Genomic DNA, 17,968 nt, shown 5'->3' on the forward strand with positions numbered 1-17,968 from the left:
CGTTTAATCCTTTGGAATTCTTTGGAGTAACGGGAAGTCGGGGAAATCAGCCTTCGATGACGGCGAGGATTTCGTTCTCGGCCATGACCAGCAGGTCTTCGCCATCGACTTTCACGGTGTTGCTGCCCGAGTAAGGGCCGAAAACCACTTTGTCACCCACTTTCACGGCCAACGCGCGAACTTCGCCGTTGTCCAGGATGCGACCGGTGCCGACGGCGACTACTTCGCCGCGGTTTGGCTTTTCAGCGGCCGAACCCGGCAGGACGATACCGCCAGCGGTTTTCGATTCTTCTTCGCTGCGACGGATAACGACGCGGTCATGCAGAGGACGAAGCTTCATTGTCGATCTCTCCCAAATTGTGGTTTTCATCGGCCGGTGTCGACACCGGCGGGTTGATGCTGTCCGGCGTAGCCGGAAGGCAGCTCGCGCAGGGCGAACCGCCTGAGTCATGTCTGGTGTTGCCACCAGAAACCTTGCGGTGACCACATACATGAGGCCGCCATATTCAATTACAAGGCTTGCTTCAGAAAATTTTTCATCAGCCTGAAAAGCTTGGGGCCGCTTCGCAGCCCTATCGCGACACAAGGCCGCTCCTACAGGGGCTTGCGAACTCTGTAGGAGCGGCCTTGTGTCGCGATAGGGGCGCGAAGCGGCCCCCGGCTATTACTTGTCGCGGCGCTCGTACTCGCCTTCGATCACGTTCGGGCGGTGGCCGCCATCGCGCGGCTGCGCCTGGAACGGGTCGTCCTGAAACGCCCGCTGGCGCAGGGCCTGGGCCTCGGCGCGCTCACGCATCTTGCGGGCGGCCAGGTGACGGGTGAATGGCAGCAGGCACAGCAGGCCCAGCACGTCGCTGATGAAGCCTGGCAGCAACAGCAGGCCACCACCGATGGCCAGCATCAAGCCCTGGAACATGTCCTCGGCGGGCAGTTCGCCACGCTGCAGGCTTTCCCGGGCGCGCAGCGCGGTAGCCAGCCCGGCCACCCGCATCACCAACACACCCAGCGCGGAACCGGCGATGATCAACAGCAGCGCCGGGAAGAAACCGATGGCGGCGCTGACCTTCACGAAGACGAACAGCTCCAGCACGGGAAACAGGAGAAACAACAATAGAAAAGCACGCATCAAAGCATTCCTCGTCGGAAGAGAACCTTCCTGTAAGACCAACAGATGGATGCGTGCGCTCGGCTTTTCAAGCCTCGGCGTCCATCGCAACCGGCCACCGGTCGGCGCGCGCCAGCAAAACCAGGGCTTCGCGGACTTGTGTCGGGGTGTTGCAGGTACCCGGGAAAGGCAACCAGTACACCGCCTGGCCAATCCGCAGGTGCATGCCCTCGCTGTCCACGCCGACCAGTTGCGCGGGCGCATGGCGGGGCAAGTGGGTCAGTTCCACGTAATGGGCGATGGCGTTGGCATGGTCACGGTTCATATGTTCGACCATGCTCGCCTCGGCCTTGCCGGCGAACGGGTTGGCCAGGGTCACCTGGTCAAGCCAGTGGATCGCGCCGAAGCCGCCGATGTAGCGGTGACGCACAGGCTGCAGTACCCAGAAGTCGAAGTCGTGGGCCTTGTGGTAGTCGGCAGCGTCCGGGAAGTAGCGGTAGTAGCGTTCGGCGGCGGCCTCGATGGCGGCCTCGTCAACCAGCTTGTGCGCTTCGGCCATGACCGTCAGGCGCCCCACGGCTTGCACGTCCTCGGCTTCCCGCTCACCGACCAGCAGCGAGCACTTGGGGTCTTTCTGCAGGTTGTGGGTGTGCTGGGCGATGCGGCTGATCAGGATCAGCGGGTTGCCCTGGGCGTCCAGGCAGTACGGCACGACCGAGCCGAACGGGTAGCCCGGCATCGACCGGGAATGGGTCGAGAGCACGCCGCGGTATTCCTTGAGCAGCAGTTCCCGGGCGGGGCGGATGGCGGTGGTACTCACTGGGCGGGCTCCTGGCGGCAGACTGGGTGGCCACACGATAGCATTTTCAGGTCCGGTGCCAATGGGGCTGCTTTGCAGCCCATCGCGACGCAAGGCCGCTCCTACAAGGATCGCGTACATCCTGTGTCGCGATGTGCCCAATGCGGCGCCAAAGATTTACCAGGTAACGCCAAACCCAGCGGTATAGCGGGTCTTGTCGAGGTCACTCTCACGCGTTCCGGTGATGATGTCTTTCTCTGCCTTGAGGTTGAGCGAGGCCCACTCGGTCACCTTGTAGCGCAGGCCGACCTCGGCATCCAGCGCGTAGTCGGCCACCCCACCCAGCGGCTTGGCGAACTCGCCGTTGGTGAACAGCTGCACGTTCTTGCCGATCAGGTAACGGGTGTAGTCCCACTTCAGCGCCGCCGAATAGAAGTTGTCCTTGGCCCCGTCCTGGTATTCGAAGTCGGTGCGGTTGATCAGTGAACCCAGCGAGAACGCGCCCAGTTCATCATCCCAGAACTGGTAACCCGGGCCGGTACCCACGGTACGCTGGCGGGCCAGGTCTTCGACGTGGTCGCGCTTGTATTCCATGCGCCCTTGCCAGAACCATTTCTCGGTAAGGAAGCGGTCCAGGGCGTACTCGGCGCTCCAATTGTCGGTGGTGGTGACGTCGTCCTTGGTCTCGCGGTTGTATTCGCCTTCGGCGTTGTGCCGCCAGCGACCGTGGCGGGCGCTGGTCTTGAAGCCGACGTCATAGTCGTCGGTATCGTTCTCGGCACGTTTGTAGTCCAGCGCCACGTCGACGTTGCCCTTCCACACGAAGTCCTCGACCAGCGGCTTGGGCTTCATGATCTGCTCGATGCTGGCCAGCTCCACGGTCTTCGGCGCCTCGCCGTTGGCCAGGGTCACCTTGCCGGGCTCGGCGGCCTTCAGCGACTTGGCCCGCTCACCGCTATAGGCGTCCTGCTTGACCAGCAGCTCCTGGTCGCTCTCCAGGGTCTGGACCTGTTTCCAGTCCAGGGCGATGGAACCGCCATAGGGGGTTTCCAGCAGCAGCTTGCCACCATCGAAGACTTTGATCTTGCCGCTGAGCCGGTCACCGTTCTTCATCCACACGGTGTCGGCGAACACCGGCGAGGCGCACAGGGAAACAGCAAGCAGGCACAACAAGGATCTAGAATACATAAACGCACTACGGGTTCGATTTGACAAAAAAGCCGGGCATTATCCAGATACCGACGACCACAGCAAGGACAGACCGGGAGCCTGCCGTTGAGTTCAACTCTCATTTGCCGCACCGTCGGTCCGGTTTCATCTACAGCCCAGGGGGGGCCTGATGTCCGTTGCATATGAGCACGCCCTCGACGACGCCGAGGGCCGACGAACGGCGCTGTATTCGGTTTTGGGCCAGGTGCCGGCCGGCAAGGTGGTCAGCTATGGTCAACTGGCCGAGCTGGCCGGGCTTGGCCGTGCGGCACGCTGGGTCGGGCGCACCCTCGGGCAACTGCCGCCGGACACTCGCCTGCCCTGGCACCGGGTGCTCGGTGCGGGCGGCAGGCTGAGCCTGGCACTGGGTACCCCGTCGGGGGATGAACAACGGGCGCGGCTGCGCGCGGAGGGCGTGAATGTAACCAACAATCGTGTGGATATGACGCGCCATGGCTGGCGCCCGATGGAGCACAGCGGTTAGAGTGCGCGCTTTGTTTTCGCAAACTTGAGGCAGATGTTGGCCCATGCCCCGTAAAACCTGGCGCGCTGCGCTTGCTGCCTATGCCAGCCCGTCAACCTTGGTACTTTTGCTGCTCGGCTTCGCCGCCGGTCTGCCCTACATGCTGGTGTTCTCCACCCTCTCGGTGTGGCTGCGCGAAGCGGGCGTGGCCCGCGAGACCATTGGTTACGCCAGCCTGATCGGCCTGGCCTACGCCTTCAAGTGGGTGTGGTCGCCGCTGCTCGATCAATGGCGCCTGCCCCTGCTCGGCAGCCTGGGGCGCCGCCGGTCCTGGCTGCTGCTGTCGCAATCGCTGGTGGTGATCGGGCTGGTCGGCATGAGCCTGTGCGACCCACAGCAGCACCTGTCCTGGCTGATTGCCCTGGCGGTACTGGTGGCCTTCGCCTCGGCGACCCAGGACATCGCCGTCGACGCCTACCGCCTGGAAATCGCCGATGACCAGCGCCAGGCTGCGCTCGCTGCCAGCTACATGGCCGGCTACCGGGTAGCGGCGCTGCTGGCGACGGCCGGCGCGCTGTTCTTCGCCGAGTGGTTCGGCTCCACCGGCTTCAGCTACCTGCACAAGGCCTGGGCCGGCACCTACGTGATGTTCGCGGTGATGATGCTGCCCGCGGTGTTCACCACCCTGATCATGCGCGAACCGCCCGTCCCCATGCGCACCCAGCTGTCGGCAGCGCGCTATGGGCTGGTACACCAGCTGGCCTCGGTGTTCGTGCTGATCATCCTGCTGGTGTCGGTCCCCGCCAGCTTCACCCAGATGTTCAACACCGGCTGGGCCAGCGTCATCTCCGGTGATGCCACCCCCCTCGACCTGCTGCTCGAAGACCGTGCCTTCCTGCGCCTGATCCTTTATGTGCTGCTGACCTGGGCATGCCTGTCGAGCCTGGGCCGTCGCGGCCTGGCCCCGGTGTTGACACCGGTCAACGACTTCATCGCCCGCTACCGCTGGCAGGCGTTGCTGTTGCTCGGCCTGATCGCCACGTATCGCATGTCGGACACGGTGATGGGCGTGATGGCCAACGTGTTCTATATCGACATGGGCTTCACCAAGGACCAGATCGCCAGTGTCAGCAAGATCTTCGGCCTGATCATGACCCTGGTCGGCGCCGGGATTGGCGGCCTGCTGATCGTGCGCTTCGGCATCATGCCGATCCTGTTCATCGGTGGCGCAGCTTCGGCGGCTACCAACATCCTGTTCCTGATGCTGGCCGACATGGGCCCGAACCTGCAGATGCTGGTGGTGACCATCTCGCTGGACAACTTCAGCTCCGGCCTGGCCACCTCGGCCTTCGTCGCCTACCTGTCGAGCCTGACCAACTTGAAGTTCTCGGCGACCCAGTACGCGTTGCTCAGCTCGATCATGCTGCTGTTGCCGCGCCTGATCGGCGGTTATTCGGGGGTCATGGTGGAGAAGTTCGGTTACCACGACTTCTTCCTGATCACCGCCTTGCTGGGCGTGCCGACGCTGATCCTGATTGCGCTGCAGTGGCGCCAGGAGGCAGGGCCGGGCAAACCGGTGGCAGCGGAGAACTCGGCAGCCGAGCGGCCCTGAGGGATAATTCCAGCCTGAACCGGCCGCTTCGCGAGCAAACCCGCGAAGCGGCCGGTTCAGGCCCAAAAGATCATTCGGTAACAGCCCCTTCCCCAGGCCGCTGCCCCACCACCAACCACAACGGCCACAGCGCCAGCGCCCCCGCCACACCTGCCGCCTGGGCAAAATGCAGCAAACTGGCCCCGGCGCCAATCATCGCCAGCAGTGCGCCGCCCAGCCCCAGCAGGGCAATGGTGATCATCCCCAGCATGGCCGAGACCAGGCCCTTGCTCTGTTCGCTGGCGAACAGCGTCATGCGGTACAGCACCGCATTGGCCACGCCCAGCCCCAGCGCATACAGCGACATGCCTGCCACCACGCTGGTCACGCTCGGCCAGTACCAGGTCGCCAACAGCATCAGGCCCAGCCCGGCCAGGTACGGCCACAGCGCGCCACGCACCAACGACGGCAACGGGTAGCGCTCGGCAATCCGGTTGATGATCAGGTTGCCCAGGATCAACCCGCCAAATACCGGCAATTGCCACAAGGCGTACTCCAGCGTGCTCAACCCCTCATCGTGGATCAGCAGCACCGGCGACAAGCCGATCCAGGCAATCAACGGCAGGCCGACCAGGCCCAGCGCCGCGCTGCCAGCGACAAAACGGCGGTTGACCAGCAACTGGCCGTAGCCGGCCAGCAGCGGCAACAGTTGAATCGGCGTGAATGCCAGGCGCGAACCGTCCCGGCGTTCCACCCCCAGTGTTTCCGGCATCAGCCGGTACAGCAACAGCCAGGCCATGACCGCACCCACGGCAAAGGCCACGAACAGCCAGCGCCAATCCAGCCACTGCAGCATCAAGGTACCCACCAGCGGCCCGAGCAGGGGCGAGAGCAATGCGATATTGGCCAGCAGCGCCATCATGCGCACGGCGTCTGCCTCGCTGAAGGCTTCGTTCAAGGCCGGGTAGCTGACCGTGACCACAAAGCCCAGGCCAATGCCCTGCAGCAGGCGCAACAGGTTGAACAGGCCAATATCGTCGACCCAGAAGGTTGCCAGGCAGGCCAGGCCGAAGCAGGCACAGCCGATCAGCAGCAACGGACGCCGGCCATAGCGGTCGGCCAGCGGGCCGATCAGCCATTGCAATACCACCCCACCCAGCAGGTACAGGTTGAGCGCGTGGGGAATGTATTCGGGGCTGGCGTTCAGGTCGCCGACCACCACCGGCATGGCCGGCATGACCGCGTCGCTGGCCAGGTAGGTGAGCAGCTCGAACAGGGCCAGGGTAAGGCCGAACAGCAAGGCGCGCAGGGGCGTGATGTACAGCAGTGGTTTCATGATGGCGTATCGGGTGTGGCAGGAGGGGTCAGGCTATATGCCAGAAATGGCCTGGTGTTGCTGTGAACAAGTGTAATCAGGGGTAGAAAGGCCGGGGCCGCTTCGCGCCCCATCGCGACACAAGGCCGCTCCTACAAGGGTTACGCGATCCCCTGTAGGAGCGACCTTGTGTCGCGATGGGGCACGAAGCGGCCCCGGTCGATGACAACGCGGTGCTACTGCGCTGCAGTCTCCTGCACCACGCGAATCACCCGCTGCGGGAACGGAATGTCGATCCCTTCGGCCTTCAGCCGGTCGCGCGCATGCTCGTTGAGCATGAACATCACGTCCCAGTAATCGGCGGTCTTGGTCCACAGGCGCAACGACACGGTAATGGCGCTGTCGCCCAGGGTGGCGACCACCGCTTGCGGCGCAGGGTCTTGCAGCACGCGCGGGTCCTGCGCCAGCTCCAGCAACACGTTGCGTGCCTTCTGCAGGTCGGCCTCGTAGTCCACGCCGACATCGAACACCACCTTGCGCGTCGGCTGGCGGTTGGTGTTGGTGATGATGCCGTTGGACAGGCTGCCGTTAGGCATGATCACGGTCTTGTTGTCACCGGTGCGCAGCACGGTGTGGAAGATCTGGATGCTGTCGACGGTGCCGGCCACGCCCTGCGCCTCGATCCAGTCCCCGATGCGGAACGGGCGGAACATCAGAATCAGCACGCCACCGGCGAAGTTCGCCAGGCTGCCTTGCAAGGCCAGGCCGATGGCCAGGCCGGCGGCACCGATGGCGGCGACGAACGAGGTGGTCTCGATACCGATCATCGACGCCACGCTGACCAGCAGCAGCACCTTCAGCACGATGTTCGACAGGGTGCTGATGAAGCCCTGCAGCGCCTGGTCGGCGTTGCGCAGGCCGACCAGCTTGCCCAGGCGGGCGCTGACCTTGTTGATGATCCACCAGCCGACCGCCAGGGTCAGCAATGCCAGCAGCACACGGCTGCCGTATTCCATGATCAAGGGAATCCAGGTCTGCGATTGGCGGACCAGCTGATCGACTTCAGCGTTCAAATCCATATTCATCTCCTGATGCCGAGCGGCAAGTACACGGTAGAACAGGCCGCGCGTGTTTGCGCAGCCCGGGCCCCATGGACATCATTTCGCCATCCGGGTTCCGGGTGGCACTTGCATCAGTCGCGGAAGTTGTTGAACTGCAGCGGCATGTCGAATTCCTTGGTCCGCAGCAGGGCGATGGCTTCCTGCAGGTCGTCACGCTTCTTGCCGGTAACACGCACCTGCTCGCCCTGGATGGCGGCCTGCACCTTCAGCTTGGCGTCCTTGATGGTGGCGACGATCTTCTTCGCCAGGTCCTTGTCGATGCCTTCGCGGAACTTGGCTTCCTGTTTCTTTTCCTTGCCCGAGGCGTACGGGTCCTTGGTTTCCAGGCACTTCACGTCGATCTTGCGCTTGACCAGCGCCAGGCGCAGGATTTCCAGCATCGCTTCGAGCTGGAACTCCTCCTCGGCGGTGAGCATCACGGTCTGCTCCTTGTCCTTGAACTCGAAGCTGCCCTTGCCCTTGAGGTCGTAGCGGCGGTCCAGGTCCTTGATGGCGTTGTCGACCGCGTTCTGCACTTCGTGCTTGTCCAGTTCCGATACCACGTCGAACGAAGGCATGGTTGTTCTCCCAAAATAAAAGCGCGCTCAGGCTGAAGATGGAGCGCGCTGGGTTTGACGGTTAAAATGCGGGCTCATTATAACGGGTTGCGAAACGCATATGAGCAGCACCTGGCATATTCTCGGCGCCGGTAGCCTGGGCAGCCTGTGGGCTTGCCGCCTGGCGCGCGCGGGCAAGGCAGTGCGCCTGATCCTGCGCGACGGGCAACGCTTGCAGGCCTACCAGCAGGCTGGCGGCCTGACCCTGGTGGAACAGGACCAGCCGCGCCACTACGCCATCCCGGCCGAAACCGCGCAGGCCCATGGCCCGATCCACCACCTGCTGGTGGCCTGCAAGGCCTACGACGCCGCCGCGGCGATTGCCGGCGTGGCCGCACGGCTGGCCGACGACGCCGAGGTACTGCTGCTGCAGAATGGCCTGGGCAGCCAGGACGAGGTCGCCGACCTGGTCCCGCGCGCACGCTGCATCTTCGCCTCCAGCACCGAAGGTGCGTTTCGCGAGGGCGACTGGCAGGTACGGTTTGCCGGCCACGGTTTCAACTGGCTGGGCGACCCGCGCAACCCCGCGGTCCCGGCCTGGTTCGATGACCTGCACGAAGCCGCCATCCCTGGCGACTGGACGGTGGACATCCTCACCCGCCTATGGCGCAAACTGGCGCTCAATTGCGCGATCAACCCGCTGACCGTGCTGCACGACTGCCAGAACGGCGGGCTGCTGGGGCACCTGGACGAAGTGGACGCACTGTGCGCCGAGCTGGCCCAGCTGCTGCGCCGCTGCGGTCAGCCGCAGGCAGCGGCGGAACTGAACGAGGAAGTCCAGCGGGTGATCGTCGCCACCGCAGCCAACTACTCTTCCATGTACCAGGACGTTCGCGCCGGCCGCCGCACCGAGGTGCATTACCTGCTCGGCCATGCCTGCCGCGCCGCCGGCCGGCATGGCCTGCAGCTGCCAGCGCTGGAACGCCTGCAGCAGCGCCTGGTCGATAACCTGCGCCTGCGTGGTTTGCCCTGCGACTGACGCGGCCCTTTCAACCGGATAAGGACATTGCCTCGCCCATGACCCTGCGCCAACGCCTGGAAAACCTCCCGGTCGGGCAGAAGCTGCTGGCGGCCCTGCTGGTACTGCTGGTGACCATCCTGCTGGTGGCCAACCTCACCTTCATCAGCGCCGCCTACTGGATCACCCAGGAGAGCATGGCACCACAGGCACTGCACACCATCGGCCGGCTGGTGGCCAACCCGCAGCTGGCCGCTCGCGCCGGCGACAACCCGGACGCCGCCAGCGCCCTGCTCAAGGAGCTGGACAGCTACACGCCGCTGCGCGCCGCCGCAGTCTACGGTGGCGACGGCCGCATGCTGGCGCAGCTGCAGCATGGCGAGCCGCTGACCCTGCCCAAGCGTTTTCGCAACATCGATGGCTGGCGCCTGATGGAGTTTCGCAGCACCCAGCTGATCCGCATGCCACGCGAGGCCAACCCGCCGGCCCACCTGCTGCTGGTGGCCAGCAGCGAACTGCCTACTGCCTTCTACACTGGCACGCTAAGCGCCAGCCTGGCCATCCTGGTGTTCAGCATCCTGCTGTGGATCTTCATTGCCCGGCAGATCAAACGCCTGATCACCCAGCCGATCAACCAGCTCGAGGAACTCAGCCGCCAGGTCACCCGCGAAGAAAGCTACGCCCTGCGCGCCCAGCGCGGCAATGACGACGAAATCGGCAGCCTGGCCGAAGCGTTCAACACCATGCTTTCACGCATCGAAGCCCGCGAACAACAGCTCAAGCGCACCCGCGACGAGTTCCAGGAAGCCTATGACCAGGCCCAGGGCCTGGCCGAGGAAACCCGCCACACCAACCGCAAGCTGGAGCTGGAAGTACAGGTGCGCAGCAAGATCGAGAAGAAGCTCACCGGTTTCCAGAACTACCTCAACAGCATCATCGACTCGATGCCCTCGGCGCTCATCGCCCTCGACGAACAGCTCTACGTGACGCAGTGGAACCACGAAGCCACGGTACTTTCCGGCACGCCGCTGGATGAGGCGCTGAACCAGCCGATCTTCATTGCCTTCGAACCGCTCAAGCCGTTCCTGCCGCAACTGAAGGAAACCGTGGAAAAGCACCGGGTGGCGAAGATCGAGCGGGTCACCTGGCCCAAGGGCGAGGACCTGCGCCACTACGCCCTGACCTTCTACCCGCTGACCGGCGGTGGTGGCCGTGGCGTGGTCATCCGCATCGACGACATCACCCAGCGCCTGTCGCTGGAAGAAATGATGGTGCAATCGGAGAAAATGCTTTCGGTCGGCGGCCTGGCTGCCGGCATGGCCCACGAGATCAACAACCCGCTGGGCGCGATCCTGCATAACGTGCAGAACATCCGCCGACGCCTGTCGCCAGAGCTGCCACGCAACATCGAGCAGGCCGAAGAGCTGGGCATCGACCTGGCTACGGTCAACCGCTATCTGGAAAGCCGCGATGTACCGCAATTGCTCGACGGCATCCAGCAGGCCGGTGCCAGGGCGGCGAAGATCGTTACCCACATGCTCAGCTTCAGCCGCCGCAGCAACCGCCAGCTGGCCCCGTGCGACCTGCCGGCGCTGATCGACCAGGCGCTGGAGATTGCCGGCAACGATTTCGACCTGGCCATTGGCTTCGACTTCAAGGGCACGGCCATCGTGCGCCAGTTCGACCCCGAACTGGGCCCGGTGCCTTGCACCGCCAACGAACTGGAGCAAGTGCTGCTCAACCTGCTGAAGAACGCCGCCCAGGCTATCCACCAACGGCCGCAGCCCAGCGAGCCCGGGCGCATCACCCTGCGCACCCGGCTGAACCCGCCGTGGGCGGAAATCCAGGTCGAGGACAACGGCATCGGCATGCCCGAGGGGGTGCGCAAGCGTACCTTCGAACCGTTCTTCACCACCAAGGAAATCGGCCAGGGTACCGGGCTGGGCCTGTCGGTCTCGTATTTCATCATCACCAACAACCACAAGGGGCAGATGGAAGTGCAGTCCACGCCCGGCCAGGGCACCTGCTTCACCCTGCGCCTGCCCCTTGCCCAGCCGGCCGCGACGGCGCCGGCGAAAACGGAGGCATGACATGGGCTATCGCCTGTCGAAGATCTACACGCGCACTGGCGACAAGGGCGAAACCGGGCTGGGCGACGGTCGCCGGGTACCCAAGGACCACCCGCGGATCGAGGCGATCGGCGAGGTGGACAGCCTGAACAGCCAGCTGGGTTTGCTGCTGGCAGGGCTGGCCGAACAAGGGCTGGACGAAGTGAGCCAGGTGCTCGCGCCTTGCCAGCACCGCCTGTTCGACCTGGGCGGTGAGCTGGCCATGCCCAGCTACCAGGCGCTGGACCTGTCAGAGGTGGAGCGCCTGGAGGCGGCTATCGATGTGTGGAATGAAGAGCTGGGGCCGCTGAAGAACTTCATCTTGCCCAGTGGCTCGGCGCTGGTGGCACAGGCGCATGTATGCCGCAGCCTGGCGCGCAGTGCCGAGCGGCGCTGCCAGCATCTGAATGCCGTGGAGCCATTGGCAGGGGTTGGCTTGGCGTATATCAACCGGCTATCCGATCTGCTGTTCGTGGCGGCGCGGATCATCGGGCGACGGCAGGGGGTTGCCGAGGTGTTGTGGCAGCCTGCTGCCAAGTCTGAAGGCTGAGATATTGGGGCTGCCTTGCAGCCCATCGCGACACAAGGCCGCTCCTACAGAGGAACCGCACCAATCGCGTATCCCTGTAGCCCATCGCGACACCGCTGCATCCTCGACCGATCGCGTATCCCCTGTAGGAGCGGCCTTGTGTCGCGATGGGCCGCACAGCGGCCCCAGTTACCGGCGACTCAAATCTCCGGCCAGAACGCCCGGATCCCGGCCACACCCTGCGCCCCAGCAGCCCAGGCCTGCTCCCGCTCACCTGGCCCGACCCCGCCCAGCAGGTAGACCGGCTTGTTGAACCCGGCAACCATCCGCTGCGCTTCATCCCACCCCAGCGGCACGGCGTCAGGGTGAGTCTGGGTTGCCTGTACTGGCGACAAGGTCACGAAGTCGACACCCATCTGTTCCGCCAGCGCCAACTCTTCAGCGCTATGGCAGGAAGCAGCCAGCCAACGCTCACGGGGGAACGGCCGGCCATTGGCCGCATACTTGCGCAATTGCGCCGCGGTCAGGTGCCAACCCGCCGCAGGGAAGTCGCCCAACCATTCCAGCGGCCCCTTGAGCATCAGCTGTGCCTTGCCCGCACACAGCCCGACCGCGTCTACCGCCACGTCGCGGTACTTGGGGTCGTACATGTCCGGGGCACGCAACTGGATCAGGCGCATGCCGCCGGCCACCGCCTTCTGGATACCCTTGAGCAGTTGCGGCACTTCCAGGCCATCCGGGGTGATCAGGTACTGGTCCGGCAGGCGTGCAGCCGCAACGATCGGCTTGTTGGCCTCGGGGAATTCGTATTGCGGCAGATCGCGCGGGGCAACCCACTCCAGCGGCTGGCCCTCGGCACCATGAGGCTCGCCGGTAAATGCCTCGACCTCACGAACGTCCAGCAGCACCTGTTTGTCCGGGTAATCGTGGCTGACCTTGATCAGCGCGCGCGAACGCCTCACCTCGATGCCTAGCTCCTCGCGCAGCTCGCGGGCCAGCGCCGCTTCGACGCCTTCGCCCTGCTCCACCTTGCCGCCGGGGAACTCCCACAGGCCGCCCTGGTGCTGGGTATCGGCACGGCGAGCGATCAGGATGCGGCCATCGCTACCACGAATGACGGCTGCTACAACATGAATCCGTTTCACCCTTCACGCTCCGCCAGGCCAGCCCGCTGCCAGGCCTGGAAGGCCGGCCATTGATAAATGGTCTCGATATAGGCCGCCGCCTCGGCGGGCACTTCCACGCGGTAGGTGCGCAGGCGCACGGCCACCGGGGCGAAGAAGGCATCGGCCAGGCTCGGCTTGCCGAACAGGAACGGGCCGCTGTCCTTGGCCACCAGGCGGCATTCGGACCACAGCGCAACGATACGGTCGATATCGATTTGCACCTCCAGCGGCACGCTGTCCAGCGCCTGGTCGCGCGACAGATCGAACGGCATGGCACTGCGCAGGGCGAGGAAACCGCTGTGCATCTGCGCGCAGGCCGAGCGGGCCTGGGCTCGAGCTGCCACGTCGGCCGGCCACAGCTGGGCCTCGGGGTGGCGTTCGTTGAGGTATTCGGCGATGGCCAGCGAGTCGGCGATCACACCGTGCTCGGTCTTGAGCAGCGGCACCTTGCCAGTGGCGGAAAACGCCAGGATGCGCTGACGGGTGTCAGGCTGGTTGAGTTTGATCAGGGTTTCTTCGTAGGGCACGCCAGCCAGTTCGAGGGCCAGCGCGCCGCGCAGCGACCAGGAGGAATACAGCTTGTCGCCGATGATCAGGTAATAGCTCATGGTTCGGCTCCATTCGGTTTGGGATTTTTTCGGGCTGCGTTGCAGCCCATCGCGACGCAAGGCCGCTCCTACAGGAGATCGCCAGCGCTTGTAGGAGCGGCCTTGTGTCGCGAAAGGGCCGCACAGCGGCCCCATTTACATCAGGTACGGTATTCGGCGTTGATCTTCACGTATTCGTGGGACAGGTCGGTAGTCCAGATGGTTTCGCTGCACTGGCCACGGCCAAGCTCGATACGGATGGTGATCTCTTCCTGGGCCATCACTGCCGAACCCTGTGCTTCGGTGTAGCTCGGGCTGCGCCCGCCTTTGCTGGCGATGCAGACGTTGTCCAGGTACACGTCGATCAGGTTCACATCCAGCTCCGGCACGCCGGCACGGCCGACAGCGGCAAGGATGCGCCCCCAGTTCGGGTCGGAGGCGAACAGCGCGGTCTTGATCAGCGGCGAGTGGGCCACGGCGTAACCGACATCCAGGCATTCCTGGTGGTTGCCGCCGCCGTTGACCTGCACGGTCACGAACTTGGTGGCACCTTCGCCGTCACGGACGATGGCCTGGGCCACTTCCATGCACACTTCGAACACGGCCTTCTTCAGCGCTTCGAACAGTGCGCCGCTGGCTTCGGTGACTTCCGGCAGGTTGGCCTTGCCGGTGGCAATCAGCATGCAGCAGTCGTTGGTCGAGGTGTCGCCATCGATGGTGATGCGGTTGAACGACTTGTTGGCGCCGTCGAGAATCAGGTCCTTGAGCACCGCCGGGGCAACCTTGGCGTCAGTGGCAATGTAGCCGAGCATGGTGGCCATGTTCGGGCGGATCATGCCGGCACCCTTGCTGATGCCGGTCACTGTTACTGTCACGCCATCGTGCTGGAACTGGCGGCTGGCGCCCTTGGGCAGGGTGTCGGTGGTCATGATGCCGGTGGCGGCTTCGGCCCAGTGGTTTTCCGACAGGTTGTCGAGGGCGGCCTGCAGCGCGCCTTCGATCTTCTCGACCGGCAGCGGTTCGCCGATCACGCCGGTGGAGAACGGCAGTACCGACTCGGCCGGTACACCGGCCAGCTCGGCCAGCTTGGCGCAGGTGCGCTCGGCAGCAGCCAGGCCTGGCGCGCCGGTACCGGCGTTGGCGTTGCCGGTGTTGGTCAGCAGGTAGCGCACGGTGCCCTGTACACGCTGCTTGGAGAGGATCACTGGCGCTGCGCAGAAGGCATTGAGGGTGAACACACCCGCCACGCTGGAACCTTCGGCACAGCGCATGACCACCACATCCTTGCGCCCAGGGCGCTTGATGCCGGCAGAAGCAATGCCGAGTTCAAAACCCGGTACCGGGTGCAGGGTGGGCAAAGGACCAAGACCAACAGCCATTAGAGCGCTCCTAGAAAATACGGTGAACAGGTGATGGAAGAGCGGGGCCGCTTCGCGCCCCATCGCGACACAAGGCCGCTCCTACAGGGGTTACGCATTTCCTGTAGGAGCGGCCTTGTGTCGCGATGGGCCGCAAAGCGGCCCCCGGATGTTTCAGGTTACAACAGCCTGGTCAGATCACTCGATCTGCCCGTGGCAATGCTTGAACTTCTTGCCCGAACCACACCAGCACGGCTCGTTGCGGCCCAGCTTCTGGTCGTTGCGTACCGGCGCCGAGGCAACCGCCACTTCGGCACCCTCTTCGCTCAGTTGCTCGCTTTCCAGGCCTGGCGCAGCGGCGTGCTGGAACTGCATGCGGCTGGCCAGTTCCTCGGCCTCGCGGCGCAGGCGGGCTTCCTCTTCGGCCGGGTCTTCGCGGCGCACCTGAACGTGCGACAGCACGCGGATGGTGTCGCGCTTGATCGACTCGAGCAGCTCCTGGAACAGGCTGAAGGACTCGCGCTTGTACTCCTGCTTCGGGTTCTTCTGCGCATAACCACGCAGGTGGATACCGTGACGCAGGTGGTCCATGGTCGACAGGTGGTCTTTCCACAGGTCGTCCAGCACGCGCAGCAGGATCTGCTTCTCGAAGGTACGCAGGGCTTCGATACCGGCCTGGTCTTCCTTCTCGGTGTAGGCGCTGGTGATTTCGTTCAGCAGCTTCTCGCGCAGGGTTTCCTCGTAGAGGTGATCGTCCTCGTCGAGCCACTGCTGGATCGGCAGCTTGATGGCGAAATCGCTGGCCAGCGACGCTTCCAGGCCGGCCACGTCCCACTGCTCGGGCAGCGACTGCGGCGGAATGTGCTGGCTGATGGTAGCGTCCAGCACTTCCTTGCGGAATTCGACGATGGTGTCGCCGATGTTCTCGGCGGCCAGCAGGCTGTTGCGCATGTGGTAGATCACCTTGCGCTGCTCGTTGGCCACGTCGTCGTATTCGAGCAATTGCTTGCGGATGTCGAAGTTGCGGCCTTCGACCTTGCGCTGGGCCTTCTCGATGGCGTTGGTGACCATGCGGTGTTCGATCGCTTCGCCCGACTGCATGCCCAGCGCCTTCATGAAGTTCTTCACCCGGTCAGAGGCGAAGATACGCATCAGGCTGTCTTCCAGCGACAGGTAGAAGCGGCTGGAACCCGGGTCACCCTGACGGCCGGAACGGCCACGCAGCTGGTTGTCGATACGGCGCGACTCGTGGCGCTCGGAGGCAATCACATGCAGGCCACCCGACTCGATCACCTGCTGGTGGCGCTTCTGCCAGTCGGCCTTGATCTGGGCGATCTGCTCGGCGGTGGGGTTTTCCAGGGCGGCCACTTCGGCCTCCCAGTTACCGCCCAGCAGGATGTCGGTACCACGGCCGGCCATGTTGGTGGCGATGGTCAGCGCACCTGGCGCACCCGCCTGGGCGATGATCTCGGCTTCCTTCTCGTGGTACTTGGCGTTGAGCACCTTGTGCTCGATACCTTCCTTTTTCAGGAGGTTGGACATGTGCTCCGACGTTTCGATGGTCGCCGTACCGACCAGCACCGGGCGGCCCTGCTTCATGCTTTCCTTGATGTCGGCGATGATTGCGGCGTATTTCTCGTCGGCAGTCAGGTACACCAGGTCGTTGAAGTCCTTGCGCGCCAATGGCTTGTTCGGCGGAATGACCATCACGTTGAGGCCGTAGATCGACTGGAACTCGAACGCTTCGGTGTCGGCGGTACCGGTCATGCCGGACAGCTTGGTGTACAGGCGGAAGTAGTTCTGGAAGGTGGTCGAAGCCAGGGTCTGGCTCTCGGCCTGGATGTTCAGGTTCTCTTTGGCTTCGATGGCCTGGTGCAGGCCTTCGGACAGACGACGGCCCGGCATGGTACGGCCGGTGTGCTCGTCGATCAGCAGGACCTGGCCGTCCTGGACGATGTATTCGATGTTGCGGTGGAACAGCTTGTGCGCGCGCAGGCCGGCATAGACGTGGGTCAGCAGGCTCAGGTTGTGCGCCGAGTACAGGCTCTCGCCCTCGGCCAGCAGGCCGGCCTGGGTGAGCATCTCTTCGATGAACTGGTGACCGGCTTCGTTCAGCTCGACCTGGCGGCTCTTCTCGTCGATGGTGAAGTGGCCTTCCTGGGTGACCTGGCCTTCCACTTCCTCGATATGCTGCTTCAGGCGCGGAATCAGGCGGTTGATCTCGATGTACAGCTTGGAGCTGTCCTCGGCCTGGCCGGAGATGATCAGCGGGGTACGCGCTTCGTCGATGAGGATGGAGTCCACTTCGTCGATCACGGCGAAGTTCAGTTCACGCTGGAACTTCTCTTCCTGGCTGAACGCCATGTTGTCGCGCAGGTAGTCGAAGCCGAATTCGTTGTTGGTGCCGTAGGTGATGTCGGCCGCGTAGGCCGCGCGCTTTTCTTCCGGTGGCTGGAAGGCCGAAACGATGCCCACGGACAGGCCGAGGAACTCGTACAGCGGACGCATCCAGTTGGCGTCACGGCGGGCCAGGTAGTCGTTGACGGTAACCACGTGCACGCCCTTGCCGGACAGCGCGTTGAGGTACACGGCCAGGGTACCGACCAAGGTCTTGCCTTCACCGGTGCGCATTTCTGCGATCATGCCTTCGTGCAAGGTCATGCCGCCGATCAGCTGCACGTCGAAGTGGCGCATGCCCATGACGCGCTTGCCGGCCTCGCGGGCCACGGCGAAGGCTTCCGGCAGCAACTGGTCCAGTGTCTCGCCTTTGGCCAGGCGCTCCTTGAACTCTGCGGTCTTGCCCCGCAGCTGCTCGTCGGAGAGGGCCACCATCTTCTCTTCGAGAGCATTGACGATGTTCACCGTCTTGAGCATGCGTTTGACTTCACGCTCGTTCTTGCTTCCAAAAAGTTTCTTTAACAAAGGCGCAAACATATCGGCAGGATCTTCCACACGTAGGGATGGAGGGCGGCCCCATGAGTCGCCCGTGCAGCCCTGAGGCCGCATGCGAACGAGCATTCTACCCGGAAACGATGGTGAGGAAAGTGGTGGATTGCCACGATG

The 17,968-nt window shown here is 64.0% G+C and carries 16 protein-coding genes; 5 read left to right on the plus strand and 11 right to left on the minus strand.

The genetic code is table 11. The features are described from left to right. Window positions 1–46 precede the first annotated feature (46 nt). The 4 genes from HU763_RS19955 to HU763_RS19970 all read right to left on the minus strand — a co-directional run bounded on the left by HU763_RS19955 (window position 47) and on the right by HU763_RS19970 (window position 3,092). Window positions 47–340: a co-chaperone GroES gene (locus HU763_RS19955; protein ID WP_003260750.1), complete on the minus strand. Its 294-nt coding sequence runs from the start codon at window positions 338–340 to the stop codon at window positions 47–49. A gap of 324 nt (window positions 341–664) precedes the next feature. Beyond that, a complete protein-coding gene (locus tag HU763_RS19960) occupies window positions 665–1,126 on the minus strand; it encodes an FxsA family protein (protein ID WP_170032379.1) in 462 nt (153 codons plus the stop codon). A gap of 67 nt (window positions 1,127–1,193) precedes the next feature. Continuing rightward, window positions 1,194–1,925: a HugZ family pyridoxamine 5'-phosphate oxidase gene (locus HU763_RS19965; protein WP_170032382.1), complete on the minus strand. Its 732-nt coding sequence runs from the start codon at window positions 1,923–1,925 to the stop codon at window positions 1,194–1,196. A gap of 156 nt (window positions 1,926–2,081) precedes the next feature. After that, on the minus strand, window positions 2,082–3,092 hold the full coding sequence (locus HU763_RS19970) for a DUF481 domain-containing protein (protein WP_186685317.1): 1,011 nt from the start codon (window positions 3,090–3,092) through the stop codon (window positions 2,082–2,084). Window positions 3,093–3,243: 151 nt separating this feature from the next. On the opposite strand from HU763_RS19970, the gene HU763_RS19975 reads away from it, so the two are divergent. Next, a complete protein-coding gene (locus tag HU763_RS19975; protein ID WP_186685319.1) occupies window positions 3,244–3,597 on the plus strand; it encodes an MGMT family protein in 354 nt (117 codons plus the stop codon). A gap of 43 nt (window positions 3,598–3,640) precedes the next feature. Next, window positions 3,641–5,188: an AmpG family muropeptide MFS transporter gene (locus HU763_RS19980; protein ID WP_170032388.1), complete on the plus strand. Its 1,548-nt coding sequence runs from the start codon at window positions 3,641–3,643 to the stop codon at window positions 5,186–5,188. A 70-nt stretch (window positions 5,189–5,258) separates the two neighbouring features. Here the strand turns inward: HU763_RS19980 and HU763_RS19985 are convergent, their stop codons facing one another. From HU763_RS19985 to HU763_RS19995, 3 genes are all read right to left on the minus strand, one after another. Beyond that, a complete protein-coding gene (locus tag HU763_RS19985; RefSeq protein WP_186685321.1) occupies window positions 5,259–6,503 on the minus strand; it encodes an MFS transporter in 1,245 nt (414 codons plus the stop codon). A 215-nt stretch (window positions 6,504–6,718) separates the two neighbouring features. Further along, complete coding sequence (locus HU763_RS19990) at window positions 6,719–7,561, minus strand: mechanosensitive ion channel family protein (protein ID WP_170032392.1); 843 nt, start codon at window positions 7,559–7,561, stop codon at window positions 6,719–6,721. Window positions 7,562–7,674: 113 nt separating this feature from the next. Further along, window positions 7,675–8,160: a YajQ family cyclic di-GMP-binding protein gene (locus tag HU763_RS19995; RefSeq protein ID WP_170032394.1), complete on the minus strand. Its 486-nt coding sequence runs from the start codon at window positions 8,158–8,160 to the stop codon at window positions 7,675–7,677. A 100-nt stretch (window positions 8,161–8,260) separates the two neighbouring features. Between HU763_RS19995 and HU763_RS20000 the strand changes: the two genes are divergently transcribed. From HU763_RS20000 to HU763_RS20010, 3 genes are read left to right on the plus strand one after another with little or no spacing between them, the layout of a single operon-like run. Further along, window positions 8,261–9,178 carry a putative 2-dehydropantoate 2-reductase gene (locus HU763_RS20000; RefSeq protein WP_186685323.1) on the plus strand — a complete coding sequence of 306 codons (918 nt, stop codon included), beginning with the start codon at window positions 8,261–8,263 and terminating at the stop codon, window positions 9,176–9,178. A gap of 38 nt (window positions 9,179–9,216) precedes the next feature. After that, entirely contained in the window at window positions 9,217–11,247 is a 2,031-nt protein-coding gene (locus HU763_RS20005) for a sensor histidine kinase (RefSeq protein WP_186685325.1), read from the plus strand. A 1-nt stretch (window position 11,248) separates the two neighbouring features. Further along, on the plus strand, window positions 11,249–11,815 hold the full coding sequence (locus HU763_RS20010; protein ID WP_186685327.1) for a cob(I)yrinic acid a,c-diamide adenosyltransferase: 567 nt from the start codon (window positions 11,249–11,251) through the stop codon (window positions 11,813–11,815). A 179-nt stretch (window positions 11,816–11,994) separates the two neighbouring features. Here HU763_RS20010 and HU763_RS20015 read toward each other — a convergent pair whose 3' ends face one another. From HU763_RS20015 to secA, 4 genes are all read right to left on the minus strand, one after another. Next, the gene (locus HU763_RS20015; RefSeq protein WP_186685329.1) at window positions 11,995–12,939 is read right to left on the minus strand and encodes a Nudix family hydrolase; all 945 of its coding nucleotides are present in this window, start codon (window positions 12,937–12,939) and stop codon (window positions 11,995–11,997) included. Further along, window positions 12,936–13,568, minus strand: a complete 633-nt coding sequence (locus HU763_RS20020) for a glutathione S-transferase family protein (RefSeq protein WP_186685331.1) — start codon at window positions 13,566–13,568, stop codon at window positions 12,936–12,938. The genes HU763_RS20015 and HU763_RS20020 overlap by 4 nt, the downstream gene beginning before the upstream one ends. Before the next feature lie 140 nt (window positions 13,569–13,708). After that, on the minus strand, window positions 13,709–14,926 hold the full coding sequence (gene argJ / locus HU763_RS20025) for a bifunctional glutamate N-acetyltransferase/amino-acid acetyltransferase ArgJ (protein ID WP_186685333.1): 1,218 nt from the start codon (window positions 14,924–14,926) through the stop codon (window positions 13,709–13,711). Window positions 14,927–15,103: 177 nt separating this feature from the next. Beyond that, window positions 15,104–17,839, minus strand: coding sequence for a preprotein translocase subunit SecA (gene secA / locus HU763_RS20030; protein WP_170032410.1), 2,736 nt, complete (start codon window positions 17,837–17,839; stop codon window positions 15,104–15,106). Window positions 17,840–17,968 lie beyond the last annotated feature (129 nt).

It is taken from the genome of Pseudomonas anuradhapurensis (genome assembly GCF_014269225.2).
GTDB classification, from domain to species: domain Bacteria; phylum Pseudomonadota; class Gammaproteobacteria; order Pseudomonadales; family Pseudomonadaceae; genus Aquipseudomonas; species Aquipseudomonas anuradhapurensis.